The sequence below is a fragment of the Nostoc sp. genome, from assembly GCF_036917095.1.
In the GTDB taxonomy this organism is placed as follows: domain Bacteria; phylum Cyanobacteriota; class Cyanobacteriia; order Cyanobacteriales; family Nostocaceae; genus Nostoc.
On sequence record NZ_JBALFH010000035.1, the window covers coordinates 1 to 19,620 of the forward strand.

Here is a 19,620-nt window from a genome sequence, read left to right on the forward strand (position 1 = left end):
TTGAATTACATACCAAGTACCATTATTGGGTCGCCAGACAGCAAAATCATTTCTCCCATCAGCATCATAATCGCCAGGGGCTGGAATATCACCAGATGTCCCCCATTGTTGAGTAGTAATTTGACCTGTAGAGCTTTGAATTACATACCAAGTACCATTATTGGGTCGCCAGACAGCAAAATCATTTCTCCCATCAGCATCATAATCGCCAGGGGCTGGAATATCACCAGCTGTCCCCCATTGTTGAGTAGTAGTTTGAGCTTTTGTTTTAAAATTTGATATCCCAATTAAGAACGGGACAGTTAAAGCCATCATTAATAATCTATAACCAACTTTCATGGAAGTATTCCCCTGTGTACTGTTTAAATATCTTGTTTGAGGCTGGAATTACCTGGGTACACCCGAATCTATATCTATACCCTTAGTATCAAATTCCCTGCTTTAACCTTTATTTTTATTGTGTTTGTCTTTGTAGACTTACTCATTTTCAATTAGCAACTTTATAATACATGGTTAGTTGATGTTTCTTAGAGTTTTTAATAATTCTTAATTGGAGATAGATACTTATTAGTTTTTATTAGGAAATAAGATGCGTTTGCACCGATCCATCACCCGGATCTTTCTCAACATTTGCGAGAGAGAGTATTCACTCAGGTTTTTTATAACCCTTATTCGCTCGTCCTTAATACTCAATAAAAACCTAATTTTACCGAGGCGATTAAGAGCCAATTTGTCAAATATGCCTGACACCTCAGTGTCCAAGCTGCTTACAAAATAAGGGTTATAAGATTGTAAGGAAAGATGTGGGTAATGGATAGACTTCAAACTTTGGTGATTTTGGATGCTTCCGCAATCGGTTCAACTTGTATTGGTAACGCTTTTTCCTCAAAGGCGGCTAAGTCGAACCAAAAAGTCGTGCCAATCCCGACTTCACTCACTAGATGGACTTTACTACGATGTCTGTCGATGATATTTCTGACAATCGATAAACCTAAACCCGTGCCTTCTAGGGTGTGAACTCGATTTTCTACGCGGAAGAAGCGTTCAAAAATTGAGTGTTGATCTTCTGTGGCAATGCCAATTCCAGTATCGGAAATTTCAATCCGCACTGGAGGAGATAGGGTGTGACTGGGTTTGAAATCTAGTTGGTAGGCGCGGATTGCCACTTTACCACCGGCTTTGGTGAATTTGAGGGCATTACCAATCAGGTTGCCAAACACTTGTACTAACAGATCGTAATTACCCATTACCAGAGGCAAATTAGGAGCAACTTCTTGAACAAGTTCAACAGCTTTATCTTTGGCATTGAGTTGGTAAGTACGCAGTGTTTGCTCGATCGCTTGGGCTAAATCTACGCCATCGAAGCTGTAGTTGCGACCAGATTCGAGTTTTGACAAATCCAAAACATCGTTAACTAGGCGGGTTAAGCGATCGGTTTCATGGTTGACTGTTTGCAGAAACTCTTGCCGTTCTTGTAAAGCTAAGTCTTCGCCGTAGTCGTGCAGAGTTTCAATATAGGTTTTGATATTGAATAGAGGCGTTCGCAGTTCGTGAGAAACGTTGCTGATAAATTGACTTTTTGCCTCGTTTAACTCGACCTCGCGGGTAATATCTTGGACAGTAATCGCAATACCTTTGATGCTTTCTCTTTGCGAGTTGAGTACTGTTGTCAAAAGAATGCGAATCGTCCGCGGGGTGGGTTGGTTAATAAAAATCCGGAATTCGGCGCTTTCGCACTCGCCTGCTGCCATTTCGTACAAGGGACGGGTGATTTCCATTTGTACGGCTGAGGGCAAGTGATGTAACACATTGCACCCTACCACATCAGCTGCTTCCCAGCCAAAAATTCGCTCTGCTGTGGGGTTGACTAAAATTACCTGCATGTTGTTATCAATCAACACTGCACCATCTGCGATCGTCGAAACTAGGGTTTCTAGCTTGGCTTTTTCTGCGGTCAGTTCCTCAATATTCTGTTCTTCATAGCGCTCTAATCGCTCTGCCATTTCATTAAAGCTTAAAATTAACTCCCCCAGTTCGCCCCCTAAAGGTAAATTAATGCGCTGCTTGAAATTTCCGGTAGCAATTTGCTTTACCCCCACCAGGAGTTCTTTAATCGGCTTAGTGATGGTCAAGGCGTTAATTACTCCTGCCAAAATCACCATTACCCAAATTGTGATAAAAACGGCGATGGTGACATCACGGGTAAAATTGGTGGAAATGACAGCGGTCTGATTGGGGTTGATACCGATCGCTAATACACCTAAGTATTTTTTATTGACGATCAAGGGAATAAATACATCGGTGACTGTTCCATCTGGGGTCATGTGTTGCCGCACCATCGGCTTTTCCCCATCACCAGGGTAATCTTCTGGCAGTTGTATCCGCCGTTTAATGGTGAGGGAGTTTTCTACCTCCGCTTCCCAAAAAGGAATGCCAAAAAAGATTTCCCCGTTTTCGTCAGCGTAAAGCATATAACGCACACTAGAGGTGCTGCTGTAGAAGCGTTGAGAAAATTGAGCAACCTCAGTCAGATTATTGTCAGCGACTAAGGGGGCAACGTTGGCAGCAAGTAGCAGCCCCAAGTCACGGCCGAAGCGGGTGTCATTCATCCGCGCATCTTGCTGAATTGTATTTACAGCCCAGAAGGTCAGACCACTCATCACCAATGAAACTACCATTGTGGCCACAGCCAGCAGTTTAGTCTGGAGTGTGAACTCCGACCACCAACTAGCGATCGCATGTCGAATTGTTTTTAACAGACTTAGCATCTTAAATAAAGTTGTTAGTAGTCTTTGTTATAAAGCCCAACAACTAAAAAATTAACAGTTAATTTGACAAACATGTTAGGAGCATGGGGAATGAGGCAGTGTAGAAGGCATCTTTATTAAGGTGGTCTTAACGAATTTACCTCATTTCAGCCATAACAGTAGATATCCAGTTAAGGATTAAGGCGTTAAACCCCATTTTTGTATTGGTTACGCACAGATGAGCAGTCTAACAAAAATCTAACTTGGGGTGATTTTGAGCTAGTTATCCGGCTCAGGTTAGCAGTGAGTAAACTTTAACTCAGCACTAAGAGATTCAAACCGCCGTGCCACGGCTACAATGCTACTGCAAAATCTGTGTACTGCCGCATCTTCGGCTCATGAAATGCCAAAATTATATCTTCCTTGGGAACACCTGCACTAACTAGATCGGTTGCAATCCCATTTTCAGTCCAATCTTCCTCGATCCAGAATTTGCCATCTCGAATCCGAACGTAGACGGTTATACCAGTAATGCGTTCGCCATTTTGCCAACCAAGGTTCATCCAAATATAGTGACCTTTTGGCTCATCCATAATTAAGAATGTTTCGATGTCTCGATGAGGACGACGGTTACATAGTTCTACATACTCTGTCAGAATAAGCTTGATTATTTTAGGGTACTCAGTTAATTTATCCATTGTGCGATCTCCTCTGTCTCTGTATCGACGACAATCAGCGGAAGTTGATGTTTGTGGAGGATGAGTTGAATCACATCTTGGTTGAAAAAGCTTTTATAAGCGATCGCACCAACAGCAAGGTAAAGTTTACGGTCTGGTGCTGTTTCCTCTAAAAGATAACGGTAGATATCATACTGACCGAGAGCTTCTTTCAAATCTTGTATCTTCGATGCACCAATAAAGCTTTTGACTTCAACAACAAGTTTTTGCCCATCTCGTTCAGCCGCAATGGGGCGTTCAGCACCGAGATCAGCGTATAAGGTTGTTCTTCGATACTGAATTACGTAGGGATCGTCTGTAATCGCCCAGCCGTCCTTCATCAGTGCGTTTTTTACCGCGTTATGGATAATGTCTAACTTGGGCATAGCTTAAGTATAGGTCAGCCTCGTTGGCTAATGGAAATGAGTGCCAGCCTTTAAATCAGCATCAGACTGCATTTGCATTGGATGTCTTAAACATTAAATTGACTTTTAAAGAGATTGCAGGTATCTTAACGCACAAGCTTTAGAAAAATTTACAAATCAAGATCTAACTCCAAATTAGTTTGCAAAGTATCCAGTCTAGGAGTGACCCATTTTTCATGCCAGTAGCTTACTAAATCTATTTCAGTAAAATCTTTCCATACCACCTGACTTGTATCTCCCAGCAGATACTCCTGCCAATTCTCAGCCAGGGTGCAACGATAATATCCTCTTGATCAAACGGAATGATTTCAAATATTTGAGGAGTTTCTATATTCTCCTCATGCCCAATCACAGGAATACCATAACTTTTGTTGCTTCTTGTGTTGATATGTTTAGCAACCAACTCAATAGCACTATCAGGGATTTCTTTTCCTGGCATATCTTGCCTTTAACAGTATTACTTTAGAAGATTTGACCTAACGCTTTATCATCTTAGTATAATATTTGTCGAGTAGCTTGTCGTATAAGCATTATCATTTATGTCTACGATGCCTAAACATAGTTCAATCTAGGCATCGTTAGCTACCCTATACCTGTTAAATGTGCGGAATTCTCCATGCGGTGTACCCTATTGTTAACGTATTGGCAGACAACAGAGTTTCATAACGCAAGAATCACCCGCAGATCAACTACAAACATCAGGTGATCGCTTATGGGGTTTTCCCCTCTTGCTTCGCACTCGCTACTCTATGACCGATATCTCTACGGTAATATATGCCCTCAAACTGAATATATTTGATACCTGCGTAGGCTTGGGCGATCGCTTGCTCAAAATTTTCTCCGATTCCAGTCACATTTAATACTCGACCTCCATCTGTCACTACTTCTTGTTGCTGATTCAACTTTGTACCTGCATGAAATACAGTTGCTCCCGTTGCCTCTGCCTCATCAATGCCAGTAATGACCTGGCCTTTCTGATATTCTCCTGGATAACCACCTGAAGCTGCAACGACAGTGGCAGATGCTCCCCCTTTCCAAGCAATGGGCGGCAATTCACTTAATCGCTGCTGGACACAGGCTAGAATCAAATTTTCTAGGGGTGTTTCTAACAGTGGCAAAACCACCTGGGTTTCTGGATCGCCAAAGCGACAGTTAAATTCCAAAACCTTCAAGTCACCATCGGGTGCAATCATTAATCCAGCATACAGCACGCCTCGGTAATCAATGCCTTTAGCTCGTAAGGTTGCGATCGCTCTTTCTAAGACTTCTGTTTGGATGCGTGCCATCAACTCTGGTGTAGCAATCGGTGCTGGGGCATAGGCTCCCATCCCACCAGTATTTTCTCCCGTATCGCCGTCACCAATCCGCTTATGGTCTTGAGCAGGCAGCAAGGGTCTAATTGTTAACCCATCCGTTAACGCTAAAACTGACACCTCTTGCCCAATTAAACATTCTTCAATGACGACAAATTCACCAGCACTGCCAAATTGTCCCTGAAAAATCGCATCAACGGCACTTTCTGCCTGTGCAACTGTTTCAGCCACTATTACACCCTTACCAGCCGCCAAGCCATCAGCTTTGACGACAATTGGCGCTCCCGTAGCTCTCACATAGGATTTTGCTGCTGCTGCCTCCGTAAATACCGCAGCCCGTGCCGTCGGAATCCCTGCTTCTTGCATCAGGGCTTTTGCCCAAGCTTTACTCGCTTCAATTTGCGCTCCAGCTCTGACTGGGCCAAATACCATTAATCCTTTGTCTTGGAGGTAATCTGTAATTCCCTTCGCCAAGGGGACTTCTGGCCCAACTATTACCAGAGTTATGCCATTTAAGAGAGCATATCGGCTCATGCCCTCAAAATCATCTACAGCCAAAGGCAAGTTCTGGCAACGTTCCATACTTGCTGTGCCCCCATTCCCTGGTACACAGATAACTTGCTCAATTTGCTTAGATTGCAACAGTTTCCATGCCAGAGCGTGTTCGCGCCCTCCATTACCTACAACTAAAACTTTCACAGATTTCCTCGTGCGTTTCTTGCGAAACGAGAATGCCTTCGCATCTCTCGCGGATCAATTTTTTCATCAATTCTCACACTTATGCAAGAACCTTATGATTAAGTATATAGTCATAAATCAATATACATAGGTAAGAAAGTTACTCTCTTACCTATGTCTAACTTTAATTTCTCCGATCTGCTCGTCTTCTTTAGCTATTGAATTAAAACTGTATTTATTCTTAAACTTCAATTTTGCAAATTATGTACATTTAACAATGTTATTATTAGCAATTAGCAAATAAATATACTAAAGTGTTTTGAATATATTAAGCCTAAAATACTCGTAAAAAACAAGATTGGCAACTTATCTAAGAAGTTGGGAATCTCAGCCAAGACCAGTCTTAACCTGTGAATATAGAGATTAATAAGGATATCAAAAAATAGGCAACATGGCTAAAACTATCGTTACTGGAGCCGCCGGCTTTATTGGTTCACATCTTGCAGAAACATTGCTGCAACAAGGAGAAGAAGTGATCGGGATTGATGAATTCAATGATTACTACGATCCTGAGTTAAAGCGTAAAAATGTTGTACACTTACATCGGTCACCTAGCTTTACACTAATTGAAGGAGATATCCAGTTTTTAGATTGGCAGAAACTCCTAAAAGATGTTGATGTAGTTTACCATCAAGCGGCACAAGCAGGTGTAAGAGCAAGTTGGGGTAAAGCTTTTCGAGGTTACACAGAACGAAATGTTAATGCTACACAAGTTTTGCTAGAAGCAGCCAAAGATGCTAAACACCTGAAAAGGCTAGTGTTTGCCTCTTCATCGAGTGTATATGGTGATGCCGAAACATTACCTACTCACGAGGGAATTTGTCCTCAACCGGTTTCTCCTTACGGCATTACGAAGCTAGCAGCGGAGTTTTTGTGTGAACTGTATCACAAAAACTTTGGCGTGCCATATGTTTCATTGCGCTATTTCAGCGTTTATGGCCCCAAACAGCGCCCAGATATGGCATTTCATAAGTTCTTTAAATCGATTTTGCAGGATGAAGCAATTCCTATTTACGGCGATGGGCAGCAAACGCGGGAGTTTACGTTTGTTAGTGATATCATCGCCGCCAATTTAGCCGCCGCCACCTCACCCCAAGCAGTGGGAGAAATCTTTAATATCGGTGGTGGTAGCAGGGTAGTTTTAGCAGAAGTCTTGGATAGGATTGAAGAAATCGTTGGGAAATCAATCAAAAGAAACCACATAGAAAAAGCGATGGGAGACGCCCGTCACACCGCTGCTGATGTATCTAAAGCGCAAAGAATTCTCGGATATCAGCCACAAGTCTCCCTGATAGAGGGTTTGACACAGGAATGGCAGTGGATTCAGTCTTTGTATTCAGGGTAAGGGACTTCCAAAAAAAAATATCCCATCGCTTTTAGGGCAGAGGGCACTTAGCTGGGGGAGGAAAAGTCGTTTTGATTCCAAAAATTGGATAATTTATTTTTTGGAGTTCCCTAACTGAAAGTTTAGGTTTCAAAACCCTTCATTTGTATGATGTATGAAGGGTTAATAACATCACTCCAAAGTTAAGGCTTGATTTCTGGTGGGGTCAAGGCAGTATATTGTTCAGAGGAAAGTGCCGCTTCCTTAACATTAATTTTCTTAGTGATGAATTTTTGCTGATAGAACAAATCAGCAATCTTCTGCTGTCCTGACAAAACTTTTTCGCTAAGAGGTCTTAATGTGTAACGCCTGCGCTTTGATACTATTTCTAGTGTTGGAACATCAATTTTTGCTTCAGGCGAAATCAGTTCAGCTACTTGATGGGGGTTAGCTTCAGCCCATTTGCCGATGTTGTTGACTTCTTCCAAAATGATTTTTACTACATCAGGATTATCTTTGACGAAATTGCGCGAGCCTAACCAGTAGCCTCCTTGGGTCGTAATTCCCTTACCATTGCGGATAATACGAACCCTGCCAGTTTTCTGAAATAGGGCAAGATGGGGATCGCCAATTACAGCTGCATCAACACTCTTACGTTCAAATGCGGCACGAGTTTCTAATGGCGTCAGGTTAATGTGTTTAATATCGCTAAGTTTCAGTCCTGCTTCTTCCAAAACCTTCAGAACGAAATACTGCTGTGCAGTAGCTCTTTGAAAGGCGAGTCCTTTGCCTTTGAGGTCAGCTATTGTCTTGATTGGAGAGTCTTTATCGACTACAACAGCAGTTTCTTCACCAGTCCCAGGTTTGCTGCTAGCAATATAAACGAAAGGAACACCAGACGCTTGAGCAAAGATGGGTGGAGTTTCACCGACGAAGCCAAAATCTACACTTCCCACATTCATCGCTTCTAGAAGTTGCGGCCCAGCTGCAAATTTTGACCACTCTACAGAAATACCCAGTGGAGTTAAACGTTTTTCTAACAGTCCTTTAATCTTGAGTAAGTCTCCAGCTGTCATATAGCCCATGTGTAAGACCTTTGTCTTAGTGCTATTAGAGGCGTTAGCGGCTTGCTCTGGTGTACTTGGTGCTTTACAACTGACTAAAGTCGTAGATAAGGCGAACACTCCACCTACTAAGAATAGTAGAAAGTAATTGAATAGCTTGAAGCGAGATTTGCTCGATATTTCTACCATAATGCAATAGTAATTATTTAATGTTTTCGTTTATTTAATACTGAATGTATGCCCTTTGTACTACTTGCAGTTAGCTGGAAAGTGGAATAAAAGTTGTCGCTGAGAAATTTAATTAAGGAGCCTTGCAAATAGCGCATAATCCCGAACCAATTTTAATCTACTGTAATTCGACCAATTTACCGTATTTAGTAGTTGCACGGATAGTATCATAGACTTCTGTAAGAATCAAGCAGCAAATACAGCCACGTTTCTAAGACAAATTTTCTGTCTATGGCTGGTATACAGAACTGAACTATCAGAATGTCCTATTGCAGATAAATGTATGGAAAATTATATACAAATGTTAAGTAGTTAATGGCAGCACCAAAGTTAAAGGCGAAGTAGCAAGAGTCCACTTTCTAAAGCTTGATTCCACAGAGCCGATTTTTGAGCTTCTAGTAAAGAAAGAGGTGAATTTACAGGTAGGGGTAGCTCTTGTTGCAGAGATAGTTGCCACCAACCGACATCATGCCACTGGCTAAATTTATACCCAACTCTGCGAAATACACCTACAGGCGAAAAACCGACAGCCTCATGCACAGCGACACTTGCTGGATTAGGTAAAGCGATCGCAGCAAAAACGTTGTAATATCCTTGGAGTTGCAGCAACCCAAAAAGGGAAGTGTACAAAGCTTTAGCTACTCCTTTTCTGTGATACTCAACATTGACGTACACAGATGATTCCACAGACCATTGGTAAGCGGCACGAGTCCGGTAGGGAGTAGCATAGGCATAGCCTAGAAGCTCACCGTTAATTTCACACACTAGCCAAGGCATCTGCTGCTGATAATTCTGGATGCGCTGCTGAAATTCCGTTTTGCTGGGAGGCTCTATCTCAAAAGAAATTGAAGTTTCCCTGACAATTGGCGCATAAATTGCCAGCATTTTTAAGGCATCACTTTTATTAGCTAGTCTGATTGCAGCCTTCACAGCAGATCCTTTTTGGGCTAAAAATTAATTATGCAAACTCAACATACTCAATAATTGTTCCATCAGGATGCATCGCTCGCATATTAGCTCCAGTGGGAACTTTGTTAGGTTCTGCCAGAATCACTGCACCCTGCTGAATAAGTGCTTCTTTAAAATCATTGAGTGAGTCAACGAGGAATGTTGCGTGTGTAGTTTTGAATGGAGAAAGGGCTTCAGCCGAACCAGCAATTAAAAGAATAGAACCCACACCTGCGAGTTCCAACTCAGCCTCGGAATATTGAAACCACAACCAACATTTTTCTGTAAAGAGATTTTCATAGAAAGCGATCGCTTCATCCAAGTCTACCGGATTCAGATAAACTCTGGTTAGTACTTTAATAATTTGCATTGCAAACTGTCTATTAGGCAGCTAGTGTATTTTATTCTGCTTACTCGGCAATCTTAGTTAACTAAGATTGCTCAAAAAATAGTCTATCTTCAATTTAAAAAAGGTCTTCAACTCTCTGTTCACTTAGCTCTAGATAACGTTGTTCGCTATCAATGAAAATACATTTCATTTCTACTCCTTTAGCCCCACATAAGTCATCTGTATCGCTATCACTAATATATATACATGATGCAGCATCAGTACTTAATACAACTTTGCGTAAAACCGTGGCGAATTGAGCATTAAAACTGAAACGCAAAGGTTGGCACACAGAGAAGTCGGAGTTAAGCAAAAAACTGGAGCGGAGGTTTCCGCCAATCTGGGTTTTTCAAGAGAGGCTTGATTAGGGACTTCCAAATAAAGGTATGTTTCCTCTGCGGTTAGGAGGATCGAACTTTAAGCCAAGCGTATTAAGATATGAACTTCTCCTGTGGTTGCCACTACGGAAACAGTAAGAACGCAGAGTCTCGATCGTAAAGTCGGGATGATACTTAACCAGTAGCGTATAATATGTATTTAAAATCAATACGAATTACTGTCTTCTCTACGAGACGCATCACAAACGTAGCGTGGCGTAGCCCATTAGAAATTACCAATTATTTAAACCTTCGCTCCATGTGCATAGATAAAATAGTTATCTGTCACGTTCACCTCAGCATGAAAACCTACTTGCTTTAGCTTATCTTGAAGTTCATCAGGCTGATAAAAAATTTTGACAATCTGAAATTCTTGACCATCATTTAACTTTCGGCTTTTATATATGTTTCCGTCGTCTTTAAGAATATGATTTTTAGCCGTTGATGTCGGTTCAAAGCGAGAGTCAATTATAAATACTTGTCCACCAAGGCGAACAGATTGATAGACTTTTGTCAAGAATAAATTGAGTAATTTCGGCGGCACATGAGAGAGCCAAAAGGCAAAGAAAACTAAATTATATTCAGTGTCAGGTTCCCATGTAAATAAATTTGTGAGGTGATATTCAACACTCGGTGAATTTAACTTCGAGCGATTAATTTTAATCACTTCTTCAGAGGCATCGATCGCAGTAATTTTTTTCCCGATATTTAAAAGCTCCTGCGTCCAGATACCGGTTCCACATGCTAACTCTAAAATATCATCTACTACGCCAATTTGGTGTAATGTATTTTTGATAACAGCTACTTCATTAAACCAGTGTTGGTTGTTTTGGGTACCGCGATCGTAGCGTCCTTTCCTATAGAACCACTCATCATATTCGTTGGCTCTAGCGCGATAGTACTCAATCTGTTGTTCAAGAATATTATCTGTCATCGCGTGCTTTCCGATCCCATTGAGTTTGGATTTGACGTTGCTATGACTTTTAGGGAAAATTTTTTATTCAGCGAATAAACTTGCATTTCACCTTTAATTATGTGATATTTTTATCATTCCATAATACGGTAAATCAATAAACTTGCCGGAGTTGTACCGGAGGTTTGCTGAGGTTTGATATTAATTTACCCCTGAAAGCAGAGTGATGATGTTGACTAAGTTCTTTCCAACCCGACTCTTGGTTATGGCTTTTGCCTTCTTGCAAAGGTTCCAACAACAAAGAATCCGTACCTTTTCCCTACTATTTGCAGTGGGACTTAGTTTAACTTTGGCTGTTTCTGCTTGTTCTCCAAGCGCAAGCGACAATGGCACACCGCAGGCAACCCAAGCCCCCAGTCCAGCAGCTAGCGGTACCACAGTTCGCATAGGCTACCAGAAAGCGTCAACTGTTCTCTATGCGCTGAAGGCGAGAGGGGAATTAGAGAAAGCCTTTGCAGCTTCAGGATCTTCCGTAACTTGGGCAGAATTTCCGGCAGGGCCTCCACTCCTAGAAGCATTGAATGCAGGCAGCATTGATTTTGGCTATACCGGAGAATCACCACCTATATTTGCTCAAGCGTCTGGTGTTCCTTTGGTTTATGTTGCCTACGATCCCTGGAGTCCCAAAGCTGAAGCCATTCTAGTGCCAAAGGATTCACCTATTAAAAGTGTGGCTGAACTCAAGGGCAAAAAAATTGCTTTTGCCAAAGGTTCTAATGCTAACTACCTATTGGTGAAAGCGCTGGAAAAGGCAGGGGTACAGTACAGTGACATCCAACGAGTAACTCTCACACCTGCCGATGCTCGTGCTGTATTTGAGAGAAAAAACGTTGATGCTTGGGCAATTTGGGACCCTTACTTAGCCGCAGCAGAAGCAGCAACAGGCGCACGCACTTTAGCTGACGCGACGGGTTTAGCTTCTAATCGTGGTTATTATCTGGCTGCCAAATCTTTTGTTGATGCCAAGCCAGATGCCTTGAAAATAGTTCTCGAACAAGTGAAGAAAGTTAGTGATTGGGCAAAGAATAATCCTAGTGAAGTTGCTAAATTTCTTTCCCCTGCTTTGGGTATAGATGCTCCTGTGTTGGAAATAGCAGAAAAGCGGCGTGAGTATGATGTACTTCCGCTCACAGATGAAGCGATCGCTAAACAACAAGAGGTTGCAGATACCTTCTACAAAATTAAATTGATCCCGAAAGAAATCAAAGTTAAGGAAATTGTTTGGCAAGGCAAAGCGAATAATTCGTAATTCAAAAACTACGAATTTGGATGAAACAGCACTGGCTTTACACTCAGGTCTTAAAGTCTCCTCCAACTAGAATAGATCGCCTAACTTATGATTTCGGAAGCCGCCGCTCTCACTTCTCTCCAAGTGGAGCAAGCGGCTTGGGTTAGGGGCAAGATTAATGCAATCTGATACTTTACAAACATTGTCTTTGAGTAATCATCGCTAATATCGTTCATTGGCTCACAGATGGACAGCCAAGAATGTCAAAAACATTAATAATTTGTTTATAGGATAAAGGTTTCTACATGTTAGAACTTTACAGCTATTATCGTTCAACAGCTTCATACAGAGTCAGGATTGCACTAGAAATTAAAAAAATTCCTTATCTCTATAGAAGTGTCTCAAAACTACGGAAAGGCGAGCCTGAATTTACAGCAGAGTACCGCAAAATAAACCCTCAAAAATTAGTTCCGACTCTCATTGACGGTAAAGCTGCTATCACCCAATCATTAGCTATTGTTGAGTATCTTGAAGAACGTTATCCCCAACCGACACTTTTACCACTAGATACTTTGGCACGAGCTTATACACGACAAATTGCACTTTTAATCGGCTGTGATATTCATCCTTTAAGCATTATGAGAGTTCGTAAGTATCTTACTTCAGCAATAGGTTTAAATCATACAGAGAAAATGAATTGGTATCACCACTGGCTAGGGGAAGGCTTAAACGCACTCGAAGATATTCTGATTAACAGTGGATTTTGCGGCAGTTTTTGTTATGGTGATAAACCAACGATCGCAGATGTATTCCTCGTACCTCAAGTTTATAATGCCGAGCGATTTAAATACTCTTTAGACCCATATCCAACTATTCGTAAAATCCACAAATCATGTATATGTCATCCAGCCTTTATTGCTGCACAACCACATTTGCAACCAGATGCTTCTGAATACAGCCCTGAAGATGAATATTAAAGTAAACTTATGAAATATTTATTATGGGATTTTGAAAATACACTAGGTTATTGTGAGGGTATGTGGAGCGGAACTTTACATTCAATATTAGAAAATCATGGAATCCAAAATATAAAAATAGAGGATATTCAGCCATTTCTGAAGATTGGCTTTACTTGGCACTCTCCTGATACTTCCCATAGTATATTTTTGAATGGTAAAACATGGTGGGAGTATATGAATGAATATTTTGCAGAAGTTTATGAGAAAGTAGGAATAGGTAAAAACGATGCTACAAGGTTTGCGTTACAAGTACAAAATGAATACAAAAATATCAGTAAATGGCATATATATAATGATGTAATAGATACATTATCATATACTTTGAATAACGATTATAAAAATTTAATTTTATCAAACCATATACCCGAAATTAACGAAGTTATAGAAAATTTAGGAATTACAGATTACTTTAGTGGAATATATAGCTCTGGAAAAATTGGTTATGAAAAACCAAATATCAGATTTTATGATTACGTTATAAATGATTTAAATATTGAAAAAAAAGAATGTATCATGATTGGCGATAGTTATGATGCTGATATTGCGGGAGCTTTACGCGCAGGAATCAAAGCAATCCTAGTAAGAAAACCAAACGCAAAAAATTATAGTTTTTATTGTAAAGATGTACAAGGAATCATAGAATTAGTAAAAAACATGCAAATCTAAACATAATCGTACCAGATGGCTTAAGAGGTTGTTTGAAAAGTCTAATTTATTACAGCCCTGGCGACTGGAAGTCGCGGCTACACAGACGAAACCCACCTGCGTGGGTTTGAAAACCTTAATTTTGTATTAGTCCACGGAGGTGGACTTAGCCTGTGTAGTAGCGAATTATATTCGCCGAAAACTTTTCAAACATCCTCTAAGGGATTAGCAAAAAATGTTCAATTCCAAAAATCGATTTTTCAGTAAGCTTAATAGCCTAGATTTAAGTGCTAGCCAATTAAGTTTACTAGCTATATTTGGTTTCTTGTTTTTTGTAGAAACTAGTATTGGTGTAGCGCAAGTCAGAACAGCACCCAAGCCTGAATTTACACTGCAACTTTTACATACTTCTGACCAAGAAGCAGGTGTTCCGGCGCTGAAGGATGCACCAAACTTTTCTGCGGTGTTGAATGCACTCAAAAATCAGGATGCTAATCGTGACGGCAAACTTGATTATCCTAATACCTTAATTCTTTCATCTGGAGATGCCTATATTCCCAGTCCGTTTTTATTTGCCAGTGACACAGCTTTTGGTGGACAGGGACGAGGAGATATTCTAATTTTAAATGCTCTTGGATTTGGTGCGATCGCATTTGGCAATCACGAATTTGACTTAGGTACTGGTGTTATTGCTGACTTAATCCGACCTAAAGAAAATTACCCAGGCACAAAATTTCCCTATCTCAGCACAAATCTAGACTTCAGCACTGATAAAGACCTGGCAAACTTAGTTACTGCTGATGGACAAGAGGCAAGTAAAATTCCTAATAAGATTGCTCGTAGCACCATCATTACCCTTAATGGTGAAAAAATTGGTGTAATTGGGGCGACAACTCCCACACTGCGGACTATTTCTTCTCCCGGTGGTGTGACTGTTTTGCCTAAAGAATTTAATGACCGTGATGCCGCAGACATCGCCGCTTTAGCTGCTGAAATTCAAACTTCTGTTGATACACTGCTGGCAAAAAACCCAGAGATTAATAAAGTCATTCTGTTGGCGCATATGCAGCAAATTACTATTGAGAAAAAGCTAGCAGAATTACTTAAAGGAGTAGATATTATTGTTGCTGGTGGTTCCAATACCTTATTAGCCGACAAAACAGACCGTCTCCGAGTGGGTGATAAATCTGCTGGAACTTATCCAATCCTCAAAAAAGCAGCAGACGGTAATCCGATAGCCATAGTTAATACCGATGGAAACTATCGCTATGTTGGTCGCCTAGTAGTTAACTTTGATGCCAATGGAGTGATTATTCCTAAAAGTATTGACTCCAAAATCAGCGGTGCTTATGCCACCGATTCCCAAGGAGTAGCAACTGTAGGTGGGAAACCCGACCCCAAAATTGTTGCGATTACAGAAGCACTCAAAAAAGTGATTATTACCCAAGATGGTCAGATTTTCGGGAAAACCAACGTCTTTCTCAACGGCTGGCGGGGTGATGTCCGCAGACAAGAAACCAATTTAGGGAATTTGACAGCCGAAGCTAATTTAGCGATCGCCAAGCGATACGATCCTAAAACTGTCATTTCCATCAAAAATGGCGGTGGTATCCGTGACAATATCGGTATATATACCTTTCCCGCAGGTTCGACTCGCTTACAGAATGTTATTAAACTGCCACCTCAAGCAAATCCTGTGGCAGGTAAGAAAGAAAAAGAAATTTCCCAACTTGATATCACCAATGCTTTACGGTTCAACAATGGCTTGACTTTAGTTACCCTGAGTGCAACAGAACTACTGGCAGTGATTGAACACAGTGTAGCAGCGATCGCGCCCGGTGCTACCCCTGGCAGTTTTCCCCAAGTAGCGGGATTAGCCTTTAGCTTTGACCCAGATTTGCCAGCAGGTAAGCGTGTCAAATCCCTTGCTATCAAAGATGGAAAAGGCAAAATTATTGATGTAGTGGTTAAAAATGCAGAGTTAGTGGGTGAACCTAATCGGATCTTCCGCGTTGTTACCCTCAACTTCCTTGCAACTGGTGGTGATGGCTATCCTTTTCCCAAAAGAGAACGGGTTGATTTGACATCCAAAGATGCTGATAAGAGCAAACGCACAGGTTTAGCCACCTTTGCTGCTGATGGTTCCGAGCAAGATGCATTAGCAGAATATCTGGCTGCTAACTTTAAGCAGATTCCTTTTGCTCAAGGGGATGTGCCACCCGCCAAAGATACTCGCATTCAAAATCTTAAATTGCGTCAAGATATGGTGTTAAGTAAGTAGGGTATTGGATTAAAGAATAAACTTTAACTATTGACTAAACTTTGCTAATGTTTTTATGTTATCAATAGAAACATTTTTTCCGTCTAAACTTATTAGCGATCGCTTACGATCCGAACATCTCGATCTACTTTGCATTATGCATCAAGATTCCACGATTATGGCGACTTTGGCTGGCGTTCGTTCCGACGAACAAACACAGAAAATTTTAAAAGAAAATCTCAACCATTGGGAGCGTTATGGTTACAGATTATGGATATTTCGATAAAAAGATGTATAAGTTTGCCCCGGCTTGGGAGAACGAGCAAATAGTCTTTGGTGCTGCACGGCCTGGATACACTAACAATAAGGTTCAGGATTGGATAAAATTCATGAAGTGCCAAGATATTAAGCGAGTTTGCTGCCTTCTTCCTGAGCAACAGCTAGCTTCTTACTCCGATCTTCTAGGCACATACAAACAGGAATTTGGTAATCAACTAGTTTGCCCTGCACCAATTGCAGATTTCCATTTATGTGATTTAGCAATTTTCACACAGAAAATACTTCCTTTCTTAATAGAAGCAGATAAACAAAATGAGAAAGTCGTTGTACACTGCTCTGGTGGAATTGGACGTACTGGACATGTGTTAGCGGCATGGCTAGTTAGTGCCCGAGGATTATCAAATAAACTTGCGTTAGCGAAGCTTACCGAAGGTATCGCTGCTGTCAGAAGAACAGGTAGAAATCCTTATGAAGCTGCGTTAGCGAAGGTTACCGAAGGTATCGCTGCTGTGTTTAGAGGCAGAAATCCCTTGAAAGTTGTAAAAGAACTTGACGAACTTCTGAATAATTGTCGTTTAGCAGCGCATAAAGCATTTTGAGTTGGTATTATTCTGTGTAATCAGTCTATTGACGAGGTAAATTCTATGGCAATGGTTTTAGATAAAGTAGTTCCTTTTGGGAGATCGATGGATGAATATATAAAAATATTTAATTTAACAAACGCAGATTTAAATAAAAGAATTATTGGGATTGGGGATGGGCCGGCAAGCTTTAATGCAGAAATGGCACATCAGGGTAAAAGTGTCGTTTCTGTCGATCCACTATACCAATTTTCCGGCGATGAAATATTGCAAAGATTTAATGAAGTGGTAGATAACATAATTAACCAAGTCAAAGCTACACCAAATGATTGGGTATGGAGCTATCATAAATCTCCAGATGATTTGCGACACAATCGAGTAAAGGTTATTGAGAAATTTATCTCTGATTACGAAACTGGCAAAAAAAGCAACAGATATACAGTTGGTGAATTGCCAAAATTGGCATTTAAAAATCAAGAGTTTGACATAGCCCTTTGCTCGCATTTATTGTTTTTATATTCCGACCATCTCGATTACAACTTTCACCTAAATTCAATAGGTGAAATGCTACGGATTGCTAAAGAAATCCGAATTTTTCCCCTCATAACATTAATGTGGAAACATTCACAACATTTAGATGAAGTAGTAAAATATTACAGTTCAAAGGGTTACAAGATAGATATCGAAAAGGTTGAATATGAACTACAGCCTGGTGGAAATAAAATGTTGAAGATAACAAGAGATGTTAATCTAATTGGTAATTCCTAATTTGTAAATTTTAAATGCTTTGATTGCCGATTCTATTAAGATTAGTCTGGGGCGATCGCCTCGTTAAGACAGGGAGCATCCCAAATGTGCAAGTTATATCAAACCCAGGTTATAAATTGTGATTGCGATCGCAACGTAGCGGAGTAAAGCGATCGCAAGATATGGGATTGCAACTCTACCAGAGGCTACGCGAACACTACGCTGTCGCTTCGTATCCTACGGTAATGCCAAGGCCGTAGGGGGAGAATAAGAATTATCGGAGAATAACTCTTTCTCTTTACTCCCCCTGCTACACCTGTTCAAGAACTGCTCAAAACCAACAATAAGATTGTCAGGGGTGCCTAATCATCCTTTTGCCCTATCTGTCAGGAAATTATGGTAGCAGATTTCTGAGATTTGGCGGGATATCCGAGTGGATAGTTACTGCGATTTTGACCGACTGCCAACTGTTGTTGTTGAATCTGCTGCTCCTATCTCCGAGTTTTCAGCATTTTCAACCTCAAGAGTTCGGAGCAATTCTCGAATTACATCTGTTGCTGGCCTTCCTGTTGAAGCACAGTAGCGTTCAAGTTTCTTCATTTCCTCTGTTGTGAGATTTACTGTCAGTCGTTTAACAGCCCATTTTTTATTCATGATCCTCCTTTGTCAATATGTTGCTTTTTATCTAAATTCTAAATCATTAAGTCATTATGATTGCTCTCACAATGCATATTATTGCGATCGCCCTTCAGCCAATCCTCTATAATGTTGTTTACTCCACAGCATTCCAGCAAATGCTTGTCGCTATACATTTCGTATCTCTTCACTGAGGTGAAATGGCGTGACACGCTGATGAAATAAATGGGTACTGGTACATTGAGCTAATTCCTGAAGCAGCTAGAGCATTTAATTGTTTTCACCTCGAAACTATCCAATCAAAATGTTAATTTTATAGTATTTAGGTACACACAATTAAATAATTTTTTATTTTGTTGAGTTTTTTAGGGTCTAGTCAGATTTTTTCTTACGAATTCATTTAATTTTGTTGATTCGTTTAGTTAGCGATCGCTTCTCTGAAACTTTTACTTTTATTTACAACTTGTGAGTTAAATCACACTAGTCATCTAAGCACTAGAATAAAGTTATTTTATACCTAAAGTTGTACATACAAAACAATGGAGCTATTTGAACTAATTTTGGTACTAGCTACAGTAGTTGGCGTTACAGACGGGAACACTATTTTGGTTAAAGACAATGCAGGACAAACAATTACAATCAGACTAGCGTGTATTAATGCACCAAAGGCGACTGTTCAGCCCTATGGTTTAACAGCAACACAAAAGTTAAAACAGCTACTACCACCTCAAACTCCTGTGGTGATTAGAAACACAGAACAACTCAAAAGTAGTCGCACAGTTGGTGAAGTGTTTGTGGATAATCGGTCAGTAAATCTCCTTTTGGTAGAGTCTGGTAATGCGGTCGTTGACCGAGAAACTTTGCAAAATTGCTACGAAAGCCGCACCCAATTTTTAATTGCAGAAGCTAATGCTAAAAATAAGCGATTGGGATTGTGGCAGCAAACAAAAGTCAAGTTTAATTCTCATGCTAAGTAAACATTTG

The 19,620-nt window shown here is 40.6% G+C and carries 20 protein-coding genes; 9 read left to right on the forward strand and 11 right to left on the reverse strand.

The features are described 5' to 3' along the window. The 6 genes from V7L01_RS18130 to purD all read right to left on the reverse strand — a co-directional run. Positions 1-339: FG-GAP repeat domain-containing protein (locus tag V7L01_RS18130; RefSeq protein WP_335037017.1), on the reverse strand; the 339-nt coding region annotated here is incomplete at its 3' end. Between the two features lie 482 nt (positions 340-821). Beyond that, the gene (nblS, locus tag V7L01_RS18135) at positions 822-2,768 is read right to left on the reverse strand and encodes a two-component system sensor histidine kinase NblS (RefSeq protein WP_335037019.1); all 1,947 of its coding nucleotides are present in this window, start codon (positions 2,766-2,768) and stop codon (positions 822-824) included. Positions 2,769-3,100: 332 nt separating this feature from the next. Continuing rightward, a complete protein-coding gene (locus V7L01_RS18140; RefSeq protein WP_335037021.1) occupies positions 3,101-3,445 on the reverse strand; it encodes a XisI protein in 345 nt (114 codons plus the stop codon). Further along, complete coding sequence (locus V7L01_RS18145; protein ID WP_335037023.1) at positions 3,433-3,849, reverse strand: XisH family protein; 417 nt, start codon at positions 3,847-3,849, stop codon at positions 3,433-3,435. The genes V7L01_RS18140 and V7L01_RS18145 overlap by 13 nt, the downstream gene beginning before the upstream one ends. Positions 3,850-4,084: 235 nt before the next feature. Further along, on the reverse strand, positions 4,085-4,327 hold the full coding sequence (locus V7L01_RS18150) for a hypothetical protein (RefSeq protein WP_335037025.1): 243 nt from the start codon (positions 4,325-4,327) through the stop codon (positions 4,085-4,087). 271 nt (positions 4,328-4,598) lie between these two features. After that, a complete protein-coding gene (purD, locus tag V7L01_RS18155; protein WP_335037027.1) occupies positions 4,599-5,900 on the reverse strand; it encodes a phosphoribosylamine--glycine ligase in 1,302 nt (433 codons plus the stop codon). Positions 5,901-6,330: 430 nt separating this feature from the next. Between purD and V7L01_RS18160 the strand changes: the two genes are divergently transcribed. After that, entirely contained in the window at positions 6,331-7,284 is a 954-nt protein-coding gene (locus V7L01_RS18160; protein WP_335037029.1) for an NAD-dependent epimerase/dehydratase family protein, read from the forward strand. A 182-nt stretch (positions 7,285-7,466) separates the two neighbouring features. Here V7L01_RS18160 and V7L01_RS18165 read toward each other — a convergent pair whose 3' ends face one another. From V7L01_RS18165 to V7L01_RS18180, 4 genes are all read right to left on the reverse strand, one after another. Further along, positions 7,467-8,516: an aliphatic sulfonate ABC transporter substrate-binding protein gene (locus V7L01_RS18165; RefSeq protein WP_335037031.1), complete on the reverse strand. Its 1,050-nt coding sequence runs from the start codon at positions 8,514-8,516 to the stop codon at positions 7,467-7,469. A 369-nt stretch (positions 8,517-8,885) separates the two neighbouring features. Then, the gene (locus V7L01_RS18170; protein ID WP_335037033.1) at positions 8,886-9,485 is read right to left on the reverse strand and encodes an arsinothricin resistance N-acetyltransferase ArsN1 family B; all 600 of its coding nucleotides are present in this window, start codon (positions 9,483-9,485) and stop codon (positions 8,886-8,888) included. 28 nt (positions 9,486-9,513) lie between these two features. After that, a complete protein-coding gene (locus tag V7L01_RS18175; RefSeq protein WP_335037035.1) occupies positions 9,514-9,873 on the reverse strand; it encodes a VOC family protein in 360 nt (119 codons plus the stop codon). Positions 9,874-10,512: 639 nt separating this feature from the next. Next, complete coding sequence (locus V7L01_RS18180; RefSeq protein WP_335037037.1) at positions 10,513-11,202, reverse strand: class I SAM-dependent methyltransferase; 690 nt, start codon at positions 11,200-11,202, stop codon at positions 10,513-10,515. Positions 11,203-11,410: 208 nt separating this feature from the next. Here V7L01_RS18180 and V7L01_RS18185 point away from each other — a divergent pair, with 208 nt between their 5' ends. The 7 genes from V7L01_RS18185 to V7L01_RS18215 all read left to right on the forward strand — a co-directional run bounded on the left by V7L01_RS18185 (position 11,411) and on the right by V7L01_RS18215 (position 18,021). Continuing rightward, a complete protein-coding gene (locus V7L01_RS18185) occupies positions 11,411-12,490 on the forward strand; it encodes a sulfonate ABC transporter substrate-binding protein (RefSeq protein WP_335037154.1) in 1,080 nt (359 codons plus the stop codon). Between the two features lie 284 nt (positions 12,491-12,774). After that, the gene (maiA, locus tag V7L01_RS18190; RefSeq protein WP_335037039.1) at positions 12,775-13,446 is read left to right on the forward strand and encodes a maleylacetoacetate isomerase; all 672 of its coding nucleotides are present in this window, start codon (positions 12,775-12,777) and stop codon (positions 13,444-13,446) included. 9 nt (positions 13,447-13,455) lie between these two features. Continuing rightward, positions 13,456-14,154, forward strand: a complete 699-nt coding sequence (locus tag V7L01_RS18195; RefSeq protein ID WP_335037041.1) for an HAD family hydrolase — start codon at positions 13,456-13,458, stop codon at positions 14,152-14,154. A gap of 214 nt (positions 14,155-14,368) precedes the next feature. Next, a complete protein-coding gene (locus tag V7L01_RS18200; RefSeq protein WP_335037043.1) occupies positions 14,369-16,414 on the forward strand; it encodes a 5'-nucleotidase C-terminal domain-containing protein in 2,046 nt (681 codons plus the stop codon). 55 nt (positions 16,415-16,469) lie between these two features. Next, positions 16,470-16,679 (forward strand): hypothetical protein, encoded by a 210-nt coding sequence (locus V7L01_RS18205; protein WP_335037045.1) that lies wholly within the window; start codon positions 16,470-16,472, stop codon positions 16,677-16,679. A gap of 4 nt (positions 16,680-16,683) precedes the next feature. Then, positions 16,684-17,271 carry a protein-tyrosine phosphatase family protein gene (locus tag V7L01_RS18210; protein WP_335037156.1) on the forward strand — a complete coding sequence of 196 codons (588 nt, stop codon included), beginning with the start codon at positions 16,684-16,686 and terminating at the stop codon, positions 17,269-17,271. 45 nt (positions 17,272-17,316) lie between these two features. After that, positions 17,317-18,021, forward strand: coding sequence for an SAM-dependent methyltransferase (locus V7L01_RS18215; RefSeq protein ID WP_335037047.1), 705 nt, complete (start codon positions 17,317-17,319; stop codon positions 18,019-18,021). Positions 18,022-18,441: 420 nt separating this feature from the next. On the opposite strand, the gene V7L01_RS18220 is transcribed toward V7L01_RS18215, so the two are convergent. Further along, entirely contained in the window at positions 18,442-18,654 is a 213-nt protein-coding gene (locus tag V7L01_RS18220) for a ribbon-helix-helix protein, CopG family (protein WP_335037048.1), read from the reverse strand. A 521-nt stretch (positions 18,655-19,175) separates the two neighbouring features. Between V7L01_RS18220 and V7L01_RS18225 the strand changes: the two genes are divergently transcribed. Next, on the forward strand, positions 19,176-19,613 hold the full coding sequence (locus V7L01_RS18225) for a thermonuclease family protein (protein WP_335037050.1): 438 nt from the start codon (positions 19,176-19,178) through the stop codon (positions 19,611-19,613). Positions 19,614-19,620 lie beyond the last annotated feature (7 nt).